This window comes from Bacillus sp. G16, from assembly GCF_021282335.1.
GTDB classification, from domain to species: Bacteria; Bacillota; Bacilli; order Bacillales; family Bacillaceae; genus Bacillus; species Bacillus inaquosorum.
Map to the genome: position 1 here is coordinate 51,462 of NZ_JAJSOZ010000007.1, position 17,462 is coordinate 68,923.

At 45.1% G+C, this 17,462-nt stretch carries 17 protein-coding genes and 2 pseudogenes; 10 read left to right on the forward strand and 9 right to left on the reverse strand.

Going from position 1 to position 17,462, the window contains the following annotated elements:
• Window positions 1-179 precede the first annotated feature (179 nt).
• Complete coding sequence (gene pdaC / locus LWH95_RS10660; protein WP_232919535.1) at window positions 180-1,580, forward strand: peptidoglycan-N-acetylmuramic acid deacetylase PdaC; 1,401 nt, start codon at window positions 180-182, stop codon at window positions 1,578-1,580.
• A gap of 49 nt (window positions 1,581-1,629) precedes the next feature.
• On the opposite strand, the gene LWH95_RS10665 is transcribed toward pdaC, so the two are convergent.
• On the reverse strand, window positions 1,630-2,103 hold the full coding sequence (locus LWH95_RS10665; protein ID WP_232919536.1) for a YjfA family protein: 474 nt from the start codon (window positions 2,101-2,103) through the stop codon (window positions 1,630-1,632).
• Window positions 2,104-2,231: 128 nt separating this feature from the next.
• On the reverse strand, window positions 2,232-2,399 hold the full coding sequence (locus LWH95_RS10670) for a YjfB family protein (RefSeq protein WP_003239190.1): 168 nt from the start codon (window positions 2,397-2,399) through the stop codon (window positions 2,232-2,234).
• 127 nt (window positions 2,400-2,526) lie between these two features.
• Here LWH95_RS10670 and LWH95_RS10675 point away from each other — a divergent pair, with 127 nt between their 5' ends.
• Complete coding sequence (locus tag LWH95_RS10675) at window positions 2,527-3,426, forward strand: DUF2268 domain-containing protein (protein ID WP_232919537.1); 900 nt, start codon at window positions 2,527-2,529, stop codon at window positions 3,424-3,426.
• 8 nt (window positions 3,427-3,434) lie between these two features.
• Here the strand turns inward: LWH95_RS10675 and LWH95_RS10680 are convergent, their stop codons facing one another.
• A complete protein-coding gene (locus LWH95_RS10680; RefSeq protein WP_032732175.1) occupies window positions 3,435-3,833 on the reverse strand; it encodes a ribosomal maturation YjgA family protein in 399 nt (132 codons plus the stop codon).
• 101 nt (window positions 3,834-3,934) lie between these two features.
• The gene (locus LWH95_RS10685; RefSeq protein WP_003239186.1) at window positions 3,935-4,510 is read right to left on the reverse strand and encodes a YjgB family protein; all 576 of its coding nucleotides are present in this window, start codon (window positions 4,508-4,510) and stop codon (window positions 3,935-3,937) included.
• 146 nt (window positions 4,511-4,656) lie between these two features.
• Here LWH95_RS10685 and fdhF point away from each other — a divergent pair, with 146 nt between their 5' ends.
• From fdhF to LWH95_RS10705, 4 genes are all read left to right on the forward strand, one after another.
• On the forward strand, window positions 4,657-7,614 hold the full coding sequence (gene fdhF / locus LWH95_RS10690) for a formate dehydrogenase subunit alpha (protein ID WP_232919538.1): 2,958 nt from the start codon (window positions 4,657-4,659) through the stop codon (window positions 7,612-7,614).
• Complete coding sequence (locus LWH95_RS10695; protein ID WP_060398416.1) at window positions 7,607-8,167, forward strand: DUF1641 domain-containing protein; 561 nt, start codon at window positions 7,607-7,609, stop codon at window positions 8,165-8,167. The genes fdhF and LWH95_RS10695 overlap by 8 nt, the downstream gene beginning before the upstream one ends.
• 202 nt (window positions 8,168-8,369) lie before the next feature.
• Entirely contained in the window at window positions 8,370-9,011 is a 642-nt protein-coding gene (locus LWH95_RS10700) for a DUF4352 domain-containing protein (RefSeq protein WP_133487839.1), read from the forward strand.
• Window positions 9,012-9,084: 73 nt separating this feature from the next.
• Window positions 9,085-9,711: an NUDIX hydrolase gene (locus tag LWH95_RS10705; RefSeq protein ID WP_232919539.1), complete on the forward strand. Its 627-nt coding sequence runs from the start codon at window positions 9,085-9,087 to the stop codon at window positions 9,709-9,711.
• A gap of 31 nt (window positions 9,712-9,742) precedes the next feature.
• Here the strand turns inward: LWH95_RS10705 and LWH95_RS10710 are convergent, their stop codons facing one another.
• Window positions 9,743-10,021, reverse strand: a complete 279-nt coding sequence (locus LWH95_RS10710; RefSeq protein ID WP_019258109.1) for a hypothetical protein — start codon at window positions 10,019-10,021, stop codon at window positions 9,743-9,745.
• A 392-nt stretch (window positions 10,022-10,413) separates the two neighbouring features.
• On the opposite strand from LWH95_RS10710, the pseudogene LWH95_RS10715 reads away from it, so the two are divergent.
• Together LWH95_RS10715 and LWH95_RS10720 are read left to right on the forward strand one after the other, a co-directional pair.
• Window positions 10,414-11,602 (forward strand): annotated as a pseudogene (locus LWH95_RS10715) (cytochrome P450).
• Between the two features lie 22 nt (window positions 11,603-11,624).
• Complete coding sequence (locus tag LWH95_RS10720) at window positions 11,625-12,803, forward strand: glycosyltransferase (protein WP_148981485.1); 1,179 nt, start codon at window positions 11,625-11,627, stop codon at window positions 12,801-12,803.
• 42 nt (window positions 12,804-12,845) lie between these two features.
• Here LWH95_RS10720 and LWH95_RS10725 read toward each other — a convergent pair whose 3' ends face one another.
• Window positions 12,846-13,034 (reverse strand): hypothetical protein, encoded by a 189-nt coding sequence (locus LWH95_RS10725; protein WP_019258112.1) that lies wholly within the window; start codon window positions 13,032-13,034, stop codon window positions 12,846-12,848.
• A gap of 174 nt (window positions 13,035-13,208) precedes the next feature.
• Between LWH95_RS10725 and LWH95_RS10730 the strand changes: the two genes are divergently transcribed.
• Window positions 13,209-14,021, forward strand: coding sequence for a uroporphyrinogen-III synthase (locus LWH95_RS10730; protein WP_148981486.1), 813 nt, complete (start codon window positions 13,209-13,211; stop codon window positions 14,019-14,021).
• 44 nt (window positions 14,022-14,065) lie between these two features.
• On the opposite strand, the gene LWH95_RS10735 is transcribed toward LWH95_RS10730, so the two are convergent.
• The 3 genes and pseudogenes from LWH95_RS10735 to LWH95_RS10745 form a co-directional block, all read right to left on the reverse strand.
• A complete protein-coding gene (locus tag LWH95_RS10735; RefSeq protein ID WP_019258114.1) occupies window positions 14,066-14,818 on the reverse strand; it encodes an ABC transporter permease in 753 nt (250 codons plus the stop codon).
• Window positions 14,818-15,570 carry an ABC transporter ATP-binding protein gene (locus LWH95_RS10740; protein WP_003239169.1) on the reverse strand — a complete coding sequence of 251 codons (753 nt, stop codon included), beginning with the start codon at window positions 15,568-15,570 and terminating at the stop codon, window positions 14,818-14,820. The genes LWH95_RS10735 and LWH95_RS10740 overlap by 1 nt, the downstream gene beginning before the upstream one ends.
• Window positions 15,571-15,585: 15 nt before the next feature.
• A pseudogene (locus LWH95_RS10745) lies at window positions 15,586-16,679 on the reverse strand (DMT family transporter).
• A 119-nt stretch (window positions 16,680-16,798) separates the two neighbouring features.
• Here LWH95_RS10745 and LWH95_RS10750 point away from each other — a divergent pair.
• A complete protein-coding gene (locus LWH95_RS10750; RefSeq protein ID WP_133487826.1) occupies window positions 16,799-17,296 on the forward strand; it encodes a hypothetical protein in 498 nt (165 codons plus the stop codon).
• The last annotated feature ends 166 nt before the right edge of the window (window positions 17,297-17,462 follow it).

Here is a 17,462-nt window from a genome sequence, read left to right on the forward strand (position 1 = left end):
AAATCGTTTATTTTTTTATGATGAAATCCCTTAAAAAGGATTGACAAGAACTTTTAAATCTCATAGTATTACAAATATAAAATAAATGTTACTTTAATGTTACAGAAATATTTCTAAAAAGATACGATTCTAACATTGATGCAAGATAAATCGAAACGGTTACGAAAGAAGGAATTGGGTTGTTGGCAAAAAGAATCAAGTGGTTTCATGTATTAATTGCAGTTGTATGTGTGGCGGGCCTTATCGGCTTTTTCCATAATTCATTACAAAAAGAAACGGTTATGAATAAAGTAAAAACTGATTCTCAGTATGGGAATGTGGAAATCGCAACGCTTGTGAATGACGGGAAAACTTTCAATTACGCGGTCAACTATCCTGTTTTCAAAAATAAAAAAATAGATGGGGTATTAAAGAGTTTCGCAGAGAAAGAGGTTCGCCAATTTCAGAAGGAAACAAAAGGCGTCGATCAGGAGCATACGAAAAAACGCAACGAATTAAATGTTGATTATAAAATTGTCCATTATGCCAAGCAGACAGTAGCGATTGTATTTAATGAATATAAATATATCGGCGGTGCACACGGGCAAACCGTGAAAAAAACGTTTAACTATGATTTTAGTAAGCAAGCTTTTCTTTCGATTGATGATATATTCAAGGAGGACGCTGACTATTTACATAAGCTTTCGTTAATCGCTTATCATGAGCTGAAAAAAGATAAGGACATTGCTGCCGACGATGCGCTGTTAAGAGAAGGAACGGCACCGAAAAAAGAAAATTTCAGCCGCTTTGCCATCAAGGAAGATTATATCGAATTTTATTTTGATACATATCAGGTCGCAGCAGGCTATCTTGGAGAGCAATCGATTGCCATTAAAAAAAGCCTTTTGAAAGACAGCTTGAAAGAACAATATATGGATAAAGCAAAAAACAAAAATAAAATCAAAGAACAGAAGCCGAAGCATGAAGTGATTTCATTGCCCAAAGAGGAAACAATTGATCCAAATCAAAAAGTCATTGCGCTTACTTTCGATGACGGCCCGAATCCTGCGACAACAAATCAGATTTTGGACTCCTTGAAGAAATATAAGGGACATGCCACGTTTTTTGTTCTGGGGAGCAGGGTGCAATATTATCCGGAAACACTTAAAAGAATGCTGAAAGAAGGAAATGAGGTGGGGAACCATTCATGGAGCCATCCGCTTCTCACAAGGCTTTCAGTGAAAGAAGCGTTAAAGCAGATCAATGACACGCAAAATATCATTGAAAAAATAAGCGGATACCGCCCGACGCTTGTAAGACCTCCATACGGCGGCATTAATGATGAACTGCGGAGTCAATTGAAAATGGATGTCGCGTTATGGGATGTTGATCCGGAAGATTGGAAAGACCGTAACAAAAAAACAATCGTTGACCGTGTCATGAGTCAGGCGGGAGATGGAAGAACCATCTTGATTCACGACATCTACCGCACCTCTGCTGATGCGGCTGATGAAATTATCAAAAAGCTCACCGATCAAGGCTATCAATTGGTGACGGCCTCTCAGCTTGAAGAGGTTAAAAAACAAAGAGAAGCGAATTAATACGAAAAGGCTGCCGCGGATATTGCCCGTTTGGCAGCCTTTTTTCTTTTTAATAAGATCCTGTGGTGGCCCAAACATTCAGGTTCGGTCCTGAATACTTGCCGAAAGCGTAAGAAGTTCTTGGGTCTAAATCATATACCATCGGTGTATAACAAGATTTTTGGCCGGCTACAGCTTTTCCGTTTCCGCCTGCAGAATCACAGTTATATCTCTTTCCGTCCGTGTTTCGGGTAATCTCCGCGTTTGCTTCAAAGCCTGTCGTCAATGTGTTATTCATCGTGATTTTTGCCCAAGCCGTTTTACATGTACTGCTGAATTTGAGCTCGACCACCCCGATGACTTGATTGCTGGCATTCACTAAATTTGAGGATTTTTTTGTGGAGCCGCTGGACGCACAATCATTGTAATAAGGGCTTTTTCCATCGTAGGCATGGGTTTCTGCATTGGCGGGTGCTCCTTTGAAGGCAAAAACAAATACTACTGCGAATAACACCAATGAAGCTTTCGTAAACAGTCTTTTCATGTTCTTTATTACCTCCTTAATATGGCAAACAATAAATCATACGGAGGAACAATCAAAACATGCATGCTTTTTTGTGAACAATAAAGGCGGCCTGGAGGATGGAGTTCTTGGCCGCCTTTGGTGAGATATTAAGCTTTTACATCAATGGTTTGTCCGAGCGTCGGATGCTGAATCATCTTTAAGGTTTGATCGGCATTTTGCTTGGCGGTGTCCATCACTTTTTTCGTTAAAGCGACATCAACATTTTGGGCAAGGGATGCTTGATGCATCGCAACTGATAAAGCAGGAATATCCATCGTTCCACCTCCTATGCCTTACCTATCGGCGGCTTTGTATCATTTTACAGTGAAAAATGGCTTAATTTTCGCTGTTGACCCTTACGCTGCGGCATATCGTATGTTTTTGGACAAGGAGGGAATCAGGATGAATCTTGTAATGGAAAAGACCATTGAGCAATACGAAAAGCTGTTTTTAATGGATGAACAGAAAAGAGAGGATGAATTTCGGTATACGATGATGAGGCCGTTTGAAAAGATGTGGGGCGCCATCCAAGTTCCGCTGAAAGCAAAGGAGCCAAACGGCTATGATGTAATGATGGCTGTGAAAATGCTTGGTTATTTGGATATCCGTGATGCTGAAATCGGGCAGAAAGCACTGCAAATACTGAAAGAATCACATGCTGCAGAGACAGCTGAAACTGCGCTTCGGCAATGTATCCGTTTTGCTGAGCGCAAGCAGCTGCGGGTGAATGCCGGCGAGATCAAATTCGGCCTTTATATCGCTGATCCCAATAAGCTTCAGCTGCAAAAAGGCTACTGCGGGTTTGGCGGGATACCTGGCTTTATTCATGTATGGATTGATCCGAACAATTATAACCTGCCGAGGCTCCCCTCTATCATTGCTCATGAGTTTCATCATAATTTGCGGTTTTCGTATGTTGATTTTCATCACGGCTCTGTGAGTGTCGGGGATTATCTCGTGATTGAAGGATTGGCTGAGTCATTTGCCAGAGAGCTGTTTGGCGTGGAGCAATTGGGTCCTTGGGTAACACGTTTTGATCAAGAAGATTTGCAGTATTCCATTGAAGTGATCAATGAGGTGCTGGATGTGAAAGGTTTTTCGGAAGTCAGCCGTTATATGTTTGGTGATCCAATTGCTAAAGAGCAGGGCTTTGAGCCTGCTGGTTTATCGGCTTTTGCGGGTTATGCTGTTGGCTATCATGCCGTTCAGTCATTTATGGATCAACAGCAAGTCACGATAAACGAGGCCACACTCCTGGATGCGGAGATCATTCTTTCACAGTGCGGGCTGTTTTCCAAATGAAAAAAGCGTCACATATTGCGGCGCTTTTTGATTTCCAGAACCAGCAGTTCTATGGCGGCACAGGCGGTAATTCCGACTGTATACGCTCCGATATCGCTCCATAAAAATCCGTATCCCAGAACAAGACCGCCAAGAGAAGTGTCTCTGATCCGATCGATCCATTCGGCGTGATACAGCTGGCTGATTTCAATGATAAAACAGAAAATAAGACTGATAATGCCCGTCATCATTGTCTTCAGTTTTTGAAATAGAAACCCGCATCCCGTAAAGATCATGGCGGCCCACAGCGAGTCTCCGAGATAAGGATTGACGGCATCAGGAAGAACACTGGAGAATGCTCTTGATCCCAGCCCCAGCCCGATGATCAGTAAGGTGAAAGCTGCATATATCCATCGATTTCGCTTCATTGAAAATTGATACCCCGTCTCCAATTGATCTCCCATGTATTGTAAGGAATATATCTTTTATTTGTCCAATAAAAAAGCGGCCGAGCAGCCGCATGATGGTTTTATTTTGCTTTTAGGTTTACATGGTCAGCGGTCTGGTCCGTGCCTATTACAAAATGGAGTTCATATCGGCCTGTGTCATATACATAATCGATTTCATCAGTAAACGGGACGGTTAATACTCGATTCGCGGGGCCTATTTCATTTTGCAGCACTTCCGGCGTAACCCCGCCTAAATTCAGCTGCCGTTCGACCCCGGTCCCAAAGTAGCGGATTTCTGAAATCGTCATGTCTTTATGATAGGAAAATCCGTAGCCTGGCTGGCCCATATTCCAGTGATATAAATCAAACCGATTGTCTCCTCCAGATGGTCGTTCCGGTTCCCCTAGTGCAGCGTGGACATCGCCTTTCGTGCTTTTGTTAACGGTAAGGCCTTGCACCTGCTGAGGCATTTCTCCTGTGTAGGCGGTGCTGTAGAGATTTTTGACAAGCTCGGCGGCTGATTGGTTTGTGTTTTCAGAGAGCGTGTTTGTTTGAGTTACGCCCTTTGCCGGTGTTGAAAAGGACGCCGCTCCCAAGCCGGAAAGTGTGCCTGTCAGTACGGCTGCCGCGGTTAGAACAGACATTGTTTTTTTCATGTCGATCCCTCCTTTATCATCTACCATCTCGTTTCCCGGTGTTTATGCAATAAAACATGTGGGTGCGCTTTGTATGTTTTGCTGAGTCCTTGTAGGGGAACTGAAATGGGTAATTCGGTATATACAAGCAAGAAAGGGGAATGGAGATGGCTGACAAGAAAAACATCACAATAAACGGCGTTGAAATGGAGGCGTCCGAGGAACAGACGGTGCTGCAGTTTTTGAATAACAGTTCAATTGAAGTCCCGCAAGTTTGCTATCATCCAAGCTTAGGGCCGATTGAAACATGCGATACGTGCATTGTCAGCATCAATGGTGAGCTGAAAAGATCGTGCTCAGCTGAATTAAAGGATGGGGACGTCATTGATACGCTTTCGCCTGATGTGAAAAAAGCGCAGGTCATCGGGATGGACAAGATTTTATATAATCATGAGCTTTATTGTACAGTTTGCGATTACAACAACGGGGGATGCGAAATACATAATACGGTGAAGGAAATGAAAATCAATCACCAAAGCATCCCGTTTGATCATAAACCTTACCATAAGGATGAATCCCATCCGTTTTACCGGTACGATCCGGATCAATGTATTTTGTGCGGCCGCTGTGTCGAAGCGTGCCAGGACGTTCAGGTAACTGAAACATTGACCATTGATTGGGAACGGAAGCGCCCGCGCGTTATTTGGGATAATGATGTGCCGATCAATGAGTCGTCGTGTGTATCATGCGGCCACTGTTCAACTGTCTGTCCGTGTAACGCGATGATGGAAAAAGGAATGGAAGGGGAAGCCGGATATTTAACAGGCATTGATAACGAAACGCTCCGTCCGATGATCGAGATTACAAAAGGCGTAGAGACAGGTTACGGCTCGATTCTCGCCATTTCTGATATGGAATCCGCCATGCGTGATGAACGAATCAAGAAAACGAAAACCGTCTGCACCTATTGCGGTGTAGGGTGCAGCTTTGATGTCTGGACAAAGGGCAGAGACATTCTGAAAGTCGAGCCGCAGGAGGAAGCGCCAGCCAACGGCATTTCTACCTGTGTAAAAGGGAAGTTCGGCTGGGATTTCGTGAACAGCGAGGAACGCCTGACAAAGCCGCTGATCCGCGAAGGCGACCGTTTCCGTGAAGCGGAGTGGGAGGAAGCGTTATCGCTGATCGCCAGCAAGTTCACGGATTTAAAAGAAGAGTTTGGCCCGGATTCACTCGCTTTTATTACATCTTCTAAATGTACAAATGAAGAATCCTATCTCATGCAAAAGCTGGCCAGAGGGATCATCGGCACAAATAATGTGGACAACTGCTCGCGCTATTGCCAATCTCCTGCGACTGCCGGCCTGTTCCGGACGGTCGGCTATGGCGGTGACTCAGGGTCAATTACAGATATCGCCCAAGCGGATCTTGTGTTGATTATCGGTTCGAACACGTCAGAGTCGCATCCGGTCTTGTCCACACGCATTAAACGGGCTCATAAGCTGAGAGGGCAGAAAGTAATCGTAGCGGATATCAGAAAACACGAAATGGCAGAGCGCTCTGATTTATTTGTTCAGCCGCGTGCCGGATCAGATATCGTCTGGCTGAATGCCATCGCCAAATATTTAATTGAAAACGGCAAGGCCGATGAACGCTTTTTGCGGGAAAAAGTGAACGGACGGGATGAATATGTAAGAAGCCTGGCACCATATACCCTTGAATATGCCGAGGAGAAAACCGGAATTGATCAAGAAACGCTTATCCAAATGGCGGAGATGATTGGCCAAGCTGACAGTGTGTGCGCATTGTGGGCAATGGGCGTGACACAGCATATTGGCGGAAGCGACACGAGCACCGCAATCTCTAATCTGCTGCTTGTGACAGGAAACTACGGGAAACCGGGAGCAGGTTCTTACCCATTGCGCGGCCATAACAACGTGCAGGGAGCAAGTGACTTCGGAAGCATGCCTGACAGACTGCCGGGCTATGAAAAAGTAACGGACGAACAAGTCCGCCAAAAATACGAGCGGGCGTGGGGTGTGCCGCTGCCGAAGGAGCCGGGCATGACCAACCACGAAATGATCGAAAAAATCCATTCCGGCCAGCTGAAAGCGATGTATGTAAAAGGTGAAGAAATGGGCCTGGTCGATTCCAATATCAATCATGTACACTCCGCATATGAAAAGCTTGATTTCTTTGTGGTGCAGGATATTTTCCTTTCACGTACAGCCGAGTTTGCTGATGTTGTTCTTCCTGCGAGCCCGAGCCTTGAAAAAGAGGGCACCTTTACTAATACAGAACGCCGTATTCAGCGGCTGTATCAGGTGTTTGAACCGCTGGGCGAATCAAAGCCTGACTGGCAGATTATTATGGAGGTTGCCAATAAGCTTGGCGCTGACTGGCACTATGGGCACCCTGGAGACATTATGGAGGAAGCAGCCATGCTGTCGCCGATTTATGCCGGCGTCACCTATGAACGCCTTGAAGGCTACAATTCCCTTCAATGGCCTGTAAACGCTGATGGAAAAGATTCGCCTTTACTCTTTACAGAGCGCTTTCCTTTCCCGGACGGCAAAGCCATTCTCTATCCTGTTCAGTGGACAGAACCTGAAGAATTCGGTGAGGAATATGATATCCATGTCAACAATGGGCGGCTCTTGGAGCATTTTCACGAAGGAAACCTGACCTACAAATCAAAAGGCATTTCGAAGAAAACACCGGAAGTGTTCTTAGAAATTTCTCCTGAGCTTGCGGCGGAACGGGGAATTCAGGACGGAACCCTTGTCAGACTCACATCGCCTTTCGGAAATGTCAAAGTGAAGTGCCTGATAACGGATCGTGTCAAAGGGAAGGAAGTATACCTGCCAATGAACGATTCAGGGGAAGCGGCGATCAACCTGTTAACAGGCAGCCATGCCGATAAGGATACCGATACGCCTGCATACAAAGAAACATCAGCCAAAATGGAAATTTTGAAACACGACGGAACCAATCCGCTTCCTAACATCAATCACCGCAACGGCAATCCGCAGCCGCAAATCGGTGTGCAGGTACAAAAGAAATGGGCGCGGAAGGATTATATTTTTCCTGGCGACGCAGTGAAAAGGGGGATCGGACATAATGGCTAAAGCGATTAAACGAATTCAAAAAATCGAGGTAACCGAAGAGGATCAGCGAAAGCGTGATATGAAAGAAATTGAAGATGCATTAGTCGAAAATAAGGAAGCCATTCTTGAAACGATGCAAATGCTCGGCCACATGAACGAGCGCGGCGTCCTTCCATTGCTCCGCGGCCTTTTTGGCCAAGGAGATAAAGTCCTTGATATCCTAGTGAAAAAGGCAGATACAGAGGAAACGGCCAATACGCTGAAAAATCTGCTTCTTCTGTTTGGAACGCTCGGCATGCTGGACGTAAAACAGCTGGAGCCTCTCATTTTGAAAGTGAATGCGGGTGTGGCTAACGCGGTGGAACAGAAGAACAGCGAAGAGAAAACAGGTTATTTTGATATCATCCGCTCGCTCAAAGACCCGGAAATCAACAAAGCAGTTACGCTGCTCTTCTCCTTTTTGAAAGGAATGGGACAAGATACAAAGGAGCTGGAACGCACGACGCAGCCTCCGGAGCACCAAAAACATCATCAGGAGCCCAGAGAGAAAAGGGAAATGAATAAGCGAGATTGATTACCTGCCCGAGCCGGCTGCTGCCAGCTCGGGATTTTTTTTTTATATGTTGAGGTCTAATGACCTAGTAAAAAATGTTCAAATACTAGAAAGAAGTAAGTTTGTAATAAATGAAATAGAAAAAATGGTACTTTATTACCTGTTAATAAAAGGAAAAACCTGATTATAATAGAAATCGATTACTTTAGATGGGGGAACAGTAATGAAAAAAGTCTTATTGCTATTATTTGTCCTGACGATCGGGTTTGCGCTTTCCGCGTGCAGCCAATCGAGCGATGCGTCAGAAAAGGAAAAACCGAAAGAAAAAACGCAAGAAGAGCTTGAAAAGGAGCTTGATAAGGAACTGAAAAAAGGCGGTGAGCCGAAGATCAAAAAAGATGATCAAATACATAAAATAGGAGAAACAATTAAAGTAAATGATATTAATTTTACGGTGAATAAAGTGGATCGTGAACAGAATGGCCAATATGGAGATTTGGGTGGAAAAGAATCTGATAAAATAAAAACAGTAAAAGGTGATGAAGAGCGGTTAATTATAGAAGTGACCCTGGAATACGTTGGAAAAGGTTCAATGGAATACAGCCGATTAGGATTAGATCTGAAAGACAGGAAGAATAAATCAGTTCGTTCTGTCATTTCTTTAGAAGATAAAGGAAAAATGTTTTTGGGGGGAAATCTGGCGTCTGGAAAAAAGGTGACAGGAGTAGTTAGTTATGTAATACCTAAAGGGGAACAGAAAAATTACACATTAGTGTATAACCCTTTTTTAACAGATACTAGAAGTGATAGAATTGAAGAAAGCGCAAAATACAATATAGATTATTTGATAAAATTAGATAAATAACATTAAAAAAAGCACGTTTTCATCAGGGGGAAAACGTGCTTTTTTTATAGTGACAAATAACGTGAAAGGATGAGTGATAAAAGTGCAAACCAATTGGCTGAAACGGGCACAGCGGATTCAGGCGATCGCACAGGCAGGGCTTGCTTTTTCCAAGGATGTGTATGATAGGGAAAGATACGAAGAGCTGATGAAGCTCAGCGTAGAGATGATGGCGGATTACTCGCAGACGGAAATTGAAGTCATCACTGATTTATGGAAGGGCGAGAAAGGCTATCCGACACCGAAAGCGGATGTTCGCGGAGCAGTATTTCGAGAGAATCAGATTTTGCTTGTCCGGGAGAAGCACGATGAGCTGTGGTCGCTGCCGGGCGGGTTTTGCGAGATTGGTTTATCACCGGCAGAAAACGTGATCAAGGAAATCAAAGAAGAGTCGGGGTACGATACAGAACCGTCTCGATTGCTGGCCGTGCTGGACAGCCATAAGCATCCTCATCCGCCTCAGCCGTATCATTACTATAAGATATTCATTGAATGCAGCATAACAGGCGATCAGGGGGAAATAGGAATTGAGACGAATCACGCCGCTTTTTTTCCTGAAGACAGGCTCCCGCCGCTTTCTCCAAAACGAAACACACCTTCACAGCTCAGCATGCTATTTGACTTTTTGCGCCATCCGGACAAGAAAACGATATTTGACTAACAAAGAAAGAGCCTGGAAGGCTCTTTCTTTGTTATAGCGCAATATGTTTTTCACTGGAGAGTTTCAGAAGAGTCAAAATAGAATCGGCTTGTTTATGGCCGAGTTTTTGCTTTAATTTGTTTTCTTCAACTAATCGGCTGCCGTAAATCTCGACAGAGGCTTTGTCAACGACAGTATGCCAGTTTTCCTGCTTTTTTCCCTCAACAAGCGGTTTTTCATGTCTCTCAGAAAAAGAGAACACAAACAATACAAATGCAAGTGAAAGTAGGATGCCGACAACTTGTTTTTTGAAATTGGTCTGTGCTGCCATGTTGTTCTCTCCTTCACCTTTTACCTTCTATTTAATCATAGAATCAGCTTGGTTTATATAATGGGAAAGTCATTTTTGGGGTTAGTGCTATTGGTTGAGAATAGGGGGTGTTTTCTGTCGGAGTGTGTGCAATTGAATGCATAGTGAATTTACATGCTTATGTCTAAGGTCACGTTGTGAGCCAAAGCGGCAGTGCTGAATAGAAAAAAATTGAAAGATTATGGTAAGATGAACGAAATTCGAGGGGGAATATATGATGCCTGCATCGGACATCATGATCGCCTGCCTGCTGTTATCCAATCTGTCTATACTTGATTGTCCCTCTCTTTTTCGAAAGCGGGAGGTGAAGAAGAGCGTCAATTGCTGAATTCTTTCAAGGGGAGTGACAATACGTGAATGTGTTAAACCGCCGGCAATCCTTGCAGCGAGCGCTGCTCAATGGAAAAAACAAACAGGATGCGTATCATCCGTTTACGTGGTACGAATCGATGAGAAAGGATGCGCCTGTTTCCTTTGATGAAGATAACCAAGTGTGGAGCGTTTTTCTTTATGATGATGTCAAAAAAGTCATTGGGGATAAAGAGGTGTTTTCCAGTTATATGCCGCAGCAGTCAAGCTCTATCGGGAATTCCATTATTAATATGGACCCGCCAAGGCATACGCAAATCCGTTCTGGAGTGAATAAAGCCTTCACACCGCGTGTAATGAAGCAATGGGAACCGAGAATTCAGGAAATCACAGATGAACTGATTCAAAAATTTCAAGGGCGAAGTGAGTTTGACCTTGTTCACGATTTTTCATACCCGCTTCCGGTTATCGTGATATCTGAGCTGCTGGGAGTGCCTTCGGAGCATATGGATCAGTTTAAAGCATGGTCTGATCTTCTGGTCAGCACACCGAAGGATAAAAGTGAAGAAGCTGAAAAAGCCTTTTTGGAAGAACGAAACAAGTGCGAGGAAGAACTGGCCGCGTTTTTTGCCGGCATCATAGAAGAAAAGCGAAACAAACCGGCACAGGACATCATTTCAATTTTAGTAAAAGCGGAAGAAACAGGCGAGAAGCTGTCCGGAGAAGGGCTGATTCCATTTTGAACGCTGCTGCTGGTAGCTGGGAATGAAACCACCACAAACCTGATTTCAAATGCAATGTACAGCATATTAGAAACGCCGGATAGATACCTGAACTGCGCAGCCATCTTGAACTGATGCCTCAGGCAGTCGAGGAGGCCCTGCTTTCAGGGCGCCTGCCCCGGTTTTGAGGCGCATTGCCAAACGGGATACGGAGATCGGGGGGCACCTGATTAAAGAAGGAGATATGGTTCTGGCTTTTGTGGCATCAGCAAATCGTGATGAAGCGAAGTTTGACAGGCCGCACATGTTTGATATCCGTCGCCATCCCAATTCGCACATCGCGTTTGGCCACGGCATCCATTTTTGTCTTGGGGCACCGCTTGCCCGTCTTGAAGCAAATATCGCGTTAACATCTTTGATTTCTGCTTTCTCTCATATGGAATGCGTCAGTATCACTCCGATTGAAAACAGCGTGATATACGGATTAAAGAGCTTCCGTGTCAAAATTTAATAAAAAAGGAGACTGGTGATTCATGAAAAAGCACCATATTTCGATTATCAATATTCCGGCGTACGGGCATGTCAATCCTACGCTTGCATTAGTGGAGAGGCTTTGTGAGAAAGGGCACCGTGTCACGTATGCGACGACTGAGGAGTTCGCGCCTGCTGTTCAGCAAGCAGGTGCAGAAGCATTGATCTATCATACATCCTTGAATATTGATCCTAAGCAAATCAGGGAGATGATGGAAAAGAATGAGACGACGCTCAGTCTTTTGAAAGAATCACTCAGCATTCTGCCGCAGCTTGAGGATTTATATCAGGATGATCAGCCTGATCTGGTTATCTATGATTTTATCGCCCTGGCGGGAAAATTATTTGCCGATAAGCTTAATGTGCCGGTCATCAAGCTCTGTTCATCATATGCCCAAAATGAATCCTTTCAGCTCGGAAGTGAAGACATGCTGAAAAAAATAAGAGAAGCAGAGGGTGAATTTAAAGCCTACTTGGAGCAAGAGCAATTGCCGGCTGTTTCATTTGAACAATTAGCTGTGCCGGAAGCATTAAATATTGTCTTTATGCCGAAGTCCTTTCAGATTCAGCATGAGACGTTTGATGACCGTTTCTGTTTTGTCGGCCCATCCCTTGGAAAACGGACGGAACAAGAAAGCCTGTTGATTGAAAAGGATGATCGCCCGGTTATGCTGATTTCCTTGGGAACGGCGTTTAACGCATGGCCGGAATTTTACAAGATGTGCATCGAGGCATTTAGAGATTCTTCATGGCAAGTGATCATGTCGGTCGGGAAATCGATTGATCCTGAAAGCCTGGGTGATATCCCTGCTCACTTTACCATTCGCCAAAGCGTGCCGCAACTTGAGGTATTGGAGAGAGCTGATTTGTTTATTTCTCATGGCGGAATGAACAGTACGATGGAAGCGATGAATGCAGGTGTGCCGCTTGTCGTTATTCCGCAAATGTATGAGCAGGAGCTCACCGCGAAGCGTGTCGATGATTTAGGGCTCGGCGTTTATTTGCCGAAAGAAGAAGTGACGGTTTCCAGACTGCAGGAAGCGGTGCAGGCGGTAGCAGGTGATCAGGAGGTGCTCAGCCGCGTCAAGAATATGCAAAAGGATGTAAAAGAAGCAGGCGGAGCGGAGCGTGCGGCAGCTGCGATTGAAGCGTTTATGAAAAAATTCGCTGTACCGCAATAAATCACAAAAAACCGAAATCAAAATACGATTTCGGTTTTTTGTTTAAATATTTTTTTTCATCCCGCATCTTCGACATTCTCTAAGAAATTTTCCGCCTTTTACAGAGCTTTTGAACAGTGTGTAATCACAATTGTCGCAGCGCCCGCTGTGGACGTCCGGATATTCATTAAACTCGTAAATGATCGATGTATCGTAACCCTTTGTTTCATATTCTTCTTTTTTTGTTTCCATGATCGATCCTCCGTTCGTAAACGTGTCTGCTGTATATCTTACAGTAAGCTTCCGGCGTATTCAATGGATAGTAGAGGTTTGGATTTATCTTGATTTCTCCCTTTGTATGCGCCACAATAGCTTTATTAAGCTTGTATACATAAAAAGCCTATGCAAAGAGGAGAGAAAACGGGTATGGGAAAAGGATTGCAGGGAAAACGCGTGGCGATCGGGGGCTCCCGAAAAACGGAAGAAATCAGCACGATCATTGAAAAACAGGGCGGAACTCCTGTCATCCGTCCTCTCCAAGGAACGGTTTACTTGGCAGAGAAGCAGGTGGAGCCGGATTTGCGAACATTTGCGGAAGAAAAAGCTGACTGGGTCATTTTCACGACAGGCATTGGCACGGAGACTCTTGTCGATATGGCAGAGAAAATCGGTCTGAAAGATGAGTTTCTGCAGGCGATTCGCCAGGCGAAAGCGGCATGCCGGGGATACAAAACGCTGGCTGCGCTGAAAAAGCTAGGGATCACACCTGAAGCTTCGGATGAAGATGGGACAACAAGAGGCTTAATCCGTTCCTTGGAGCCTCACGACTTTTCAGGAAAAACAGTCATGGTGCAGCTTCATGGCGAAAAAGCGCCGGCCCTCATGGCATTTCTTGAAGAAAAAGGCGCGTCTGTCCTGCCGATTCTGCCTTATCAGCACATTCCGCCGGAGGAGGAAACGGTGGAGCGGTTATGCCGAGAGCTGATAAACAATGAGATCGATGCCGTTTGTTTTACAACGGCAATTCAGGTTCGTTCCCTGTTTGAGTTTGCCAAGGAGCGCGGCTATATCGATGAAGTGAAGACCGTATTCGAAGAGCGCGCCATCGCTGCGGCTGTTGGAAAAGTGACTGCTGAAGCACTGCGGGAAGAAGGCATCACGAGACTGCTTGCTCCAGAGATTGAGCGGATGGGCGCGATGATTATTGAGCTGTCCAAGTATTATGAAGAAAAGGAATAACCCGTACAAAAAGCCGCTCTCCAAGGGAAAGCGGCTTTTGTCTGTCATCCATTCTGCTTCAGCTGCTGATGCGCGGTGAATAATGACGGGTATGTCAGCACGCTTAAGATCACACATGTCAGCGCGGCTGACGCCATCGTTGTAAATACGATTAAGAGCTGAAAGCGTACCGCCTGAATCGGGTCCGCACCGGCTAGAATCTGGCCTGTCATCATGCCAGGAAGCTGAACAAGCCCAAGTGTTTTCTGGCTTTCTAGCGTTGGGATCATACTCATTTTCATCGCAGAAGTAAGAATACGCTGTATAGATTGCTTCGGTGTGCCTCCAAGAGACAATATTAACTGAATTTCTTCTTTACGCACGCCGACTTCAGAGCTGAGCCGGTTTAAAAACAAACTTGCGAGCACCATCGAATTTCCGATGACCATCCCGCTGATTGGGATGACATATCGGGCCGTAAGCGGGATGATATGAAGAGACAGCAGAATTCCCTGCGTCACAATTTCTACAATCGCTAACGCGGCGAACACCCTCCAAAACGAACCGATTGTATTTTTCTTTCGTTTGATGACATTTTGCGCTGCCACTGCCAGCATTAACAGCACCATCAGCAAGATAAAAACAGGATGGTCTCCGCGGAAAATCAGCGACAGTACATAACCGATGATAAGCAGCTGTACCGCGGCCCGGATGGTGGCAATGATCATGTCTTTTTCTACGCCGGCTTTAAAGGATTTTGATAAAAACAAGGCGATCAAAACAAAGATCATCGTTAAAGAGAGGGAAAGGTAATCCATTACCGGGTACCTCCCTTCAAAAACTCTTTGGCTGTTTCATGCTGCGGATTAGAGAAAAATGTTTCAGTTTCTGCGATTTCCAGCAGCCGGCCATCCGCCATAAACCAAATGGTATCGGCTACTCGTTTTGCCTGCTCCATATTATGAGTCACCCACATGACCGTCAGCTTTTTCTCTTGATGCTGCTTTTTGATCAGCTCTTCAACCTCAAGAGCAGAAACCGGGTCCAGGGCCGACGTAATTTCGTCCAACAATAGAATAGAGGAAGGATTTGCGAGTGTTCTGGCTAGTGACAGTCTTTGACGCTGTCCGCCCGATAAATCCTTGGCGCTTCTGTCTAACAGATCTGATGACAGTCCTGTTAGAGAAGCAAGCTCTTCAGGGGAGTATAGCTGGGATTGATGCAGCCTTTGGACCAGACCTAGATTGTCACGCACTGTCCCATCGAGGACGGGAGCCGATTGAAACGCGAGTGCTGCCGTTCGCCTCAGCTTATTGACATTCCATTCCCTGACTTCCTTTCCGTATATTTTTACTTCGCCGTTGTCAGGCGTTCTCATTAAATTGCACATGGAAAGGAGGGTGCTTTTGCCTGATCCGGAAGGGCCTAAAACGGCCACGATTGCGCCCTGTTGAATGTCTCCGGTGATGTCTTGCAATACATCATAAGTTTGTCCATCTTGTTCATAGCTTTTTCTGACTGATTTGAAGGAGATGGCTGGTATGTTTTGTGTTTGATCGTTTGCTTCCATTACATTAATCACCTTTCAGTATAAGTAGGCTGAACCTATATTTAAATATAACGTGAAACAGATGGCTTTTGGTAGCAAAAATAAAGGAGAACAGGCTTTCACCCATTCTCCGGCAGATGCTACGCGGTCAGATTTGACTGTGTTTTCTTTTTCGGTTTTCTCGGCTAATGAAGCGAAGGTATGTAACACCATCCCCGCAATAATAATGAATAAACCGGCAAATGATAAAAGAGATGGGAACACGCCTGACAGCAGAACAATTTCACCAAGCAGCGCGAAAATCACTTCACCTGATTGAGTTGCTTCAACGGCTGCGAGTTTTTGCGGATTGTCTCTTACCATATCAGTGGCCCAGAAAAATAAAACGGTCGCAATGATGCCTGAGCTGACGGCAACGATAAAGGATTGAACAGTTTGTCCCGCTGTCGGAAGGCCATCTGACCACCAGCCGTACCTGCTACTATAAGCCAGAACGGAAGGCTTGCCAAGGTCATTCCCAGCACACGCTGAAATGTATCAAGCCGGCCTCTGTATTCTTCGAGCATTCTCCGGTTTCCTAACGGATAGGCAAAAGCCGCAATAACAACCGGCAGCACACTGAAAAGCAGCATCTTCCCGGAAAGCGATTCTGCATGCTGAAGCTGAATCAGCGCCGCTCCGATCAGGATGATCACGGAAGTGCCAAGTGATACAAGGGGAATCTTTTGCCGAACGAGCTGCGGCGGCCCGCCCGGCATGTCTTTTTTCACAAAGAAAAATGGAGATAAGAGCACACCGGCTACAATTGTGATTTGCCAAGTTCCGGCTACAAGCCACCCGGGACCGTATGCAGCCGCAAATGTGATCGGCGCGTAAAAAAGCACGAAGCCGACAAAGCTCCATTTGATCCAAAAAAACGGCTTTTTCCGCATCTCTTGTAAGAGAGGAGTGAATGTCCCTCTCATGATGACAATCAAACATAAAAACGGCACCATAAAAATAAAGCGCAGCGAAGAGCTCCAAGGCCAGCTGCCTCCGGATAACTCCATCGCTCTGTTTAAAATAAAGGTAACGGCGAAAAAGAGTGAGGCTAATATTCCGATAATGATTGCTTTCATGATATCCCTCATTTTGGCATTATTTTTTATACTAAACTATTCGGTATTATTCAGATCAATGGTATCGTGAGAAAAACATCATGTTTTGCAAACCGCTATGTGTGGAAGACAAAAAATAGGAGGTGACATTGATGGAAGCAAAGATACAGACGTACTTCTTTCAGGATGACGGCAGGATTCCGAACCACCCTGATTTTCCGCTCGTTGTGTATCAAAACGTGTTCAGGGACACCAAGCAGGCAGAGCGGATCATCAACAGGCATGGCTGGTCAAACAGCTGGTTAGGGAGTGTTTTTCCATACCATCATTATCACAGCAATACGCATGAAGTGCTGATTGCAGTTCGGGGAGAGGCTGTGATTCAGTTCGGGGGAGAAAAAGGGGCTGCCATTCCTTTCAAATCCGGCGGCGCAGTCGTGATTCCAGCCGGAGTCGGCCATAAAAAGCTAAGCGCAAGCTCCGATTTTACCGTCATTGGCGCTTATCCGGGAGGCGTTCAGTATGATATGAAGACGGGAGAGCCGAATGAACGGGAGGAAGCGGTGAAACAGATCAAGCAGGTCTCATTGCCGGCGAATGACCCGATCACAGGAAAAAGAGCTCCTCTTTTGGAAATATGGGTAAAGTGAAGGGGAGAAATTGATGGATTGTCAATAACTAGTGCCGGAGAAATGTTATGACACGGGCTCCAAATAAATTAATTTCATAATCGAAGCAATTCACGTTCAAATTTTGTTCAAAAAGTGTTATCATATAGAAGGTAATCGAATTGGAGTTTTTTGTGTTTGCTATTTT

Coding starts and splice junctions, on each gene's coding strand:
- LWH95_RS10665 (WP_232919536.1), bottom strand. CDS start 2,103: ATGAAAAGACTGTTTACGAAAGCTTCATTGGTGTTATTCGCAGTAGTA.
- LWH95_RS10670 (WP_003239190.1), bottom strand. CDS start 2,399: ATGGATATTCCTGCTTTATCAGTTGCGATGCATCAAGCATCCCTTGCC.
- LWH95_RS10675 (WP_232919537.1), top strand. CDS start 2,527: ATGAATCTTGTAATGGAAAAGACCATTGAGCAATACGAAAAGCTGTTT.
- LWH95_RS10680 (WP_032732175.1), bottom strand. CDS start 3,833: ATGAAGCGAAATCGATGGATATATGCAGCTTTCACCTTACTGATCATC.
- LWH95_RS10685 (WP_003239186.1), bottom strand. CDS start 4,510: ATGAAAAAAACAATGTCTGTTCTAACCGCGGCAGCCGTACTGACAGGC.
- fdhF (WP_232919538.1), top strand. CDS start 4,657: ATGGCTGACAAGAAAAACATCACAATAAACGGCGTTGAAATGGAGGCG.
- LWH95_RS10695 (WP_060398416.1), top strand. CDS start 7,607: ATGGCTAAAGCGATTAAACGAATTCAAAAAATCGAGGTAACCGAAGAG.
- LWH95_RS10700 (WP_133487839.1), top strand. CDS start 8,370: ATGAAAAAAGTCTTATTGCTATTATTTGTCCTGACGATCGGGTTTGCG.
- LWH95_RS10710 (WP_019258109.1), bottom strand. CDS start 10,021: ATGGCAGCACAGACCAATTTCAAAAAACAAGTTGTCGGCATCCTACTT.
- LWH95_RS10720 (WP_148981485.1), top strand. CDS start 11,625: ATGAAAAAGCACCATATTTCGATTATCAATATTCCGGCGTACGGGCAT.
- LWH95_RS10725 (WP_019258112.1), bottom strand. CDS start 13,034: ATGGAAACAAAAAAAGAAGAATATGAAACAAAGGGTTACGATACATCG.
- LWH95_RS10730 (WP_148981486.1), top strand. CDS start 13,209: ATGGGAAAAGGATTGCAGGGAAAACGCGTGGCGATCGGGGGCTCCCGA.
- LWH95_RS10735 (WP_019258114.1), bottom strand. CDS start 14,818: ATGGATTACCTTTCCCTCTCTTTAACGATGATCTTTGTTTTGATCGCC.
- LWH95_RS10740 (WP_003239169.1), bottom strand. CDS start 15,570: ATGGAAGCAAACGATCAAACACAAAACATACCAGCCATCTCCTTCAAA.
- LWH95_RS10750 (WP_133487826.1), top strand. CDS start 16,799: ATGGAAGCAAAGATACAGACGTACTTCTTTCAGGATGACGGCAGGATT.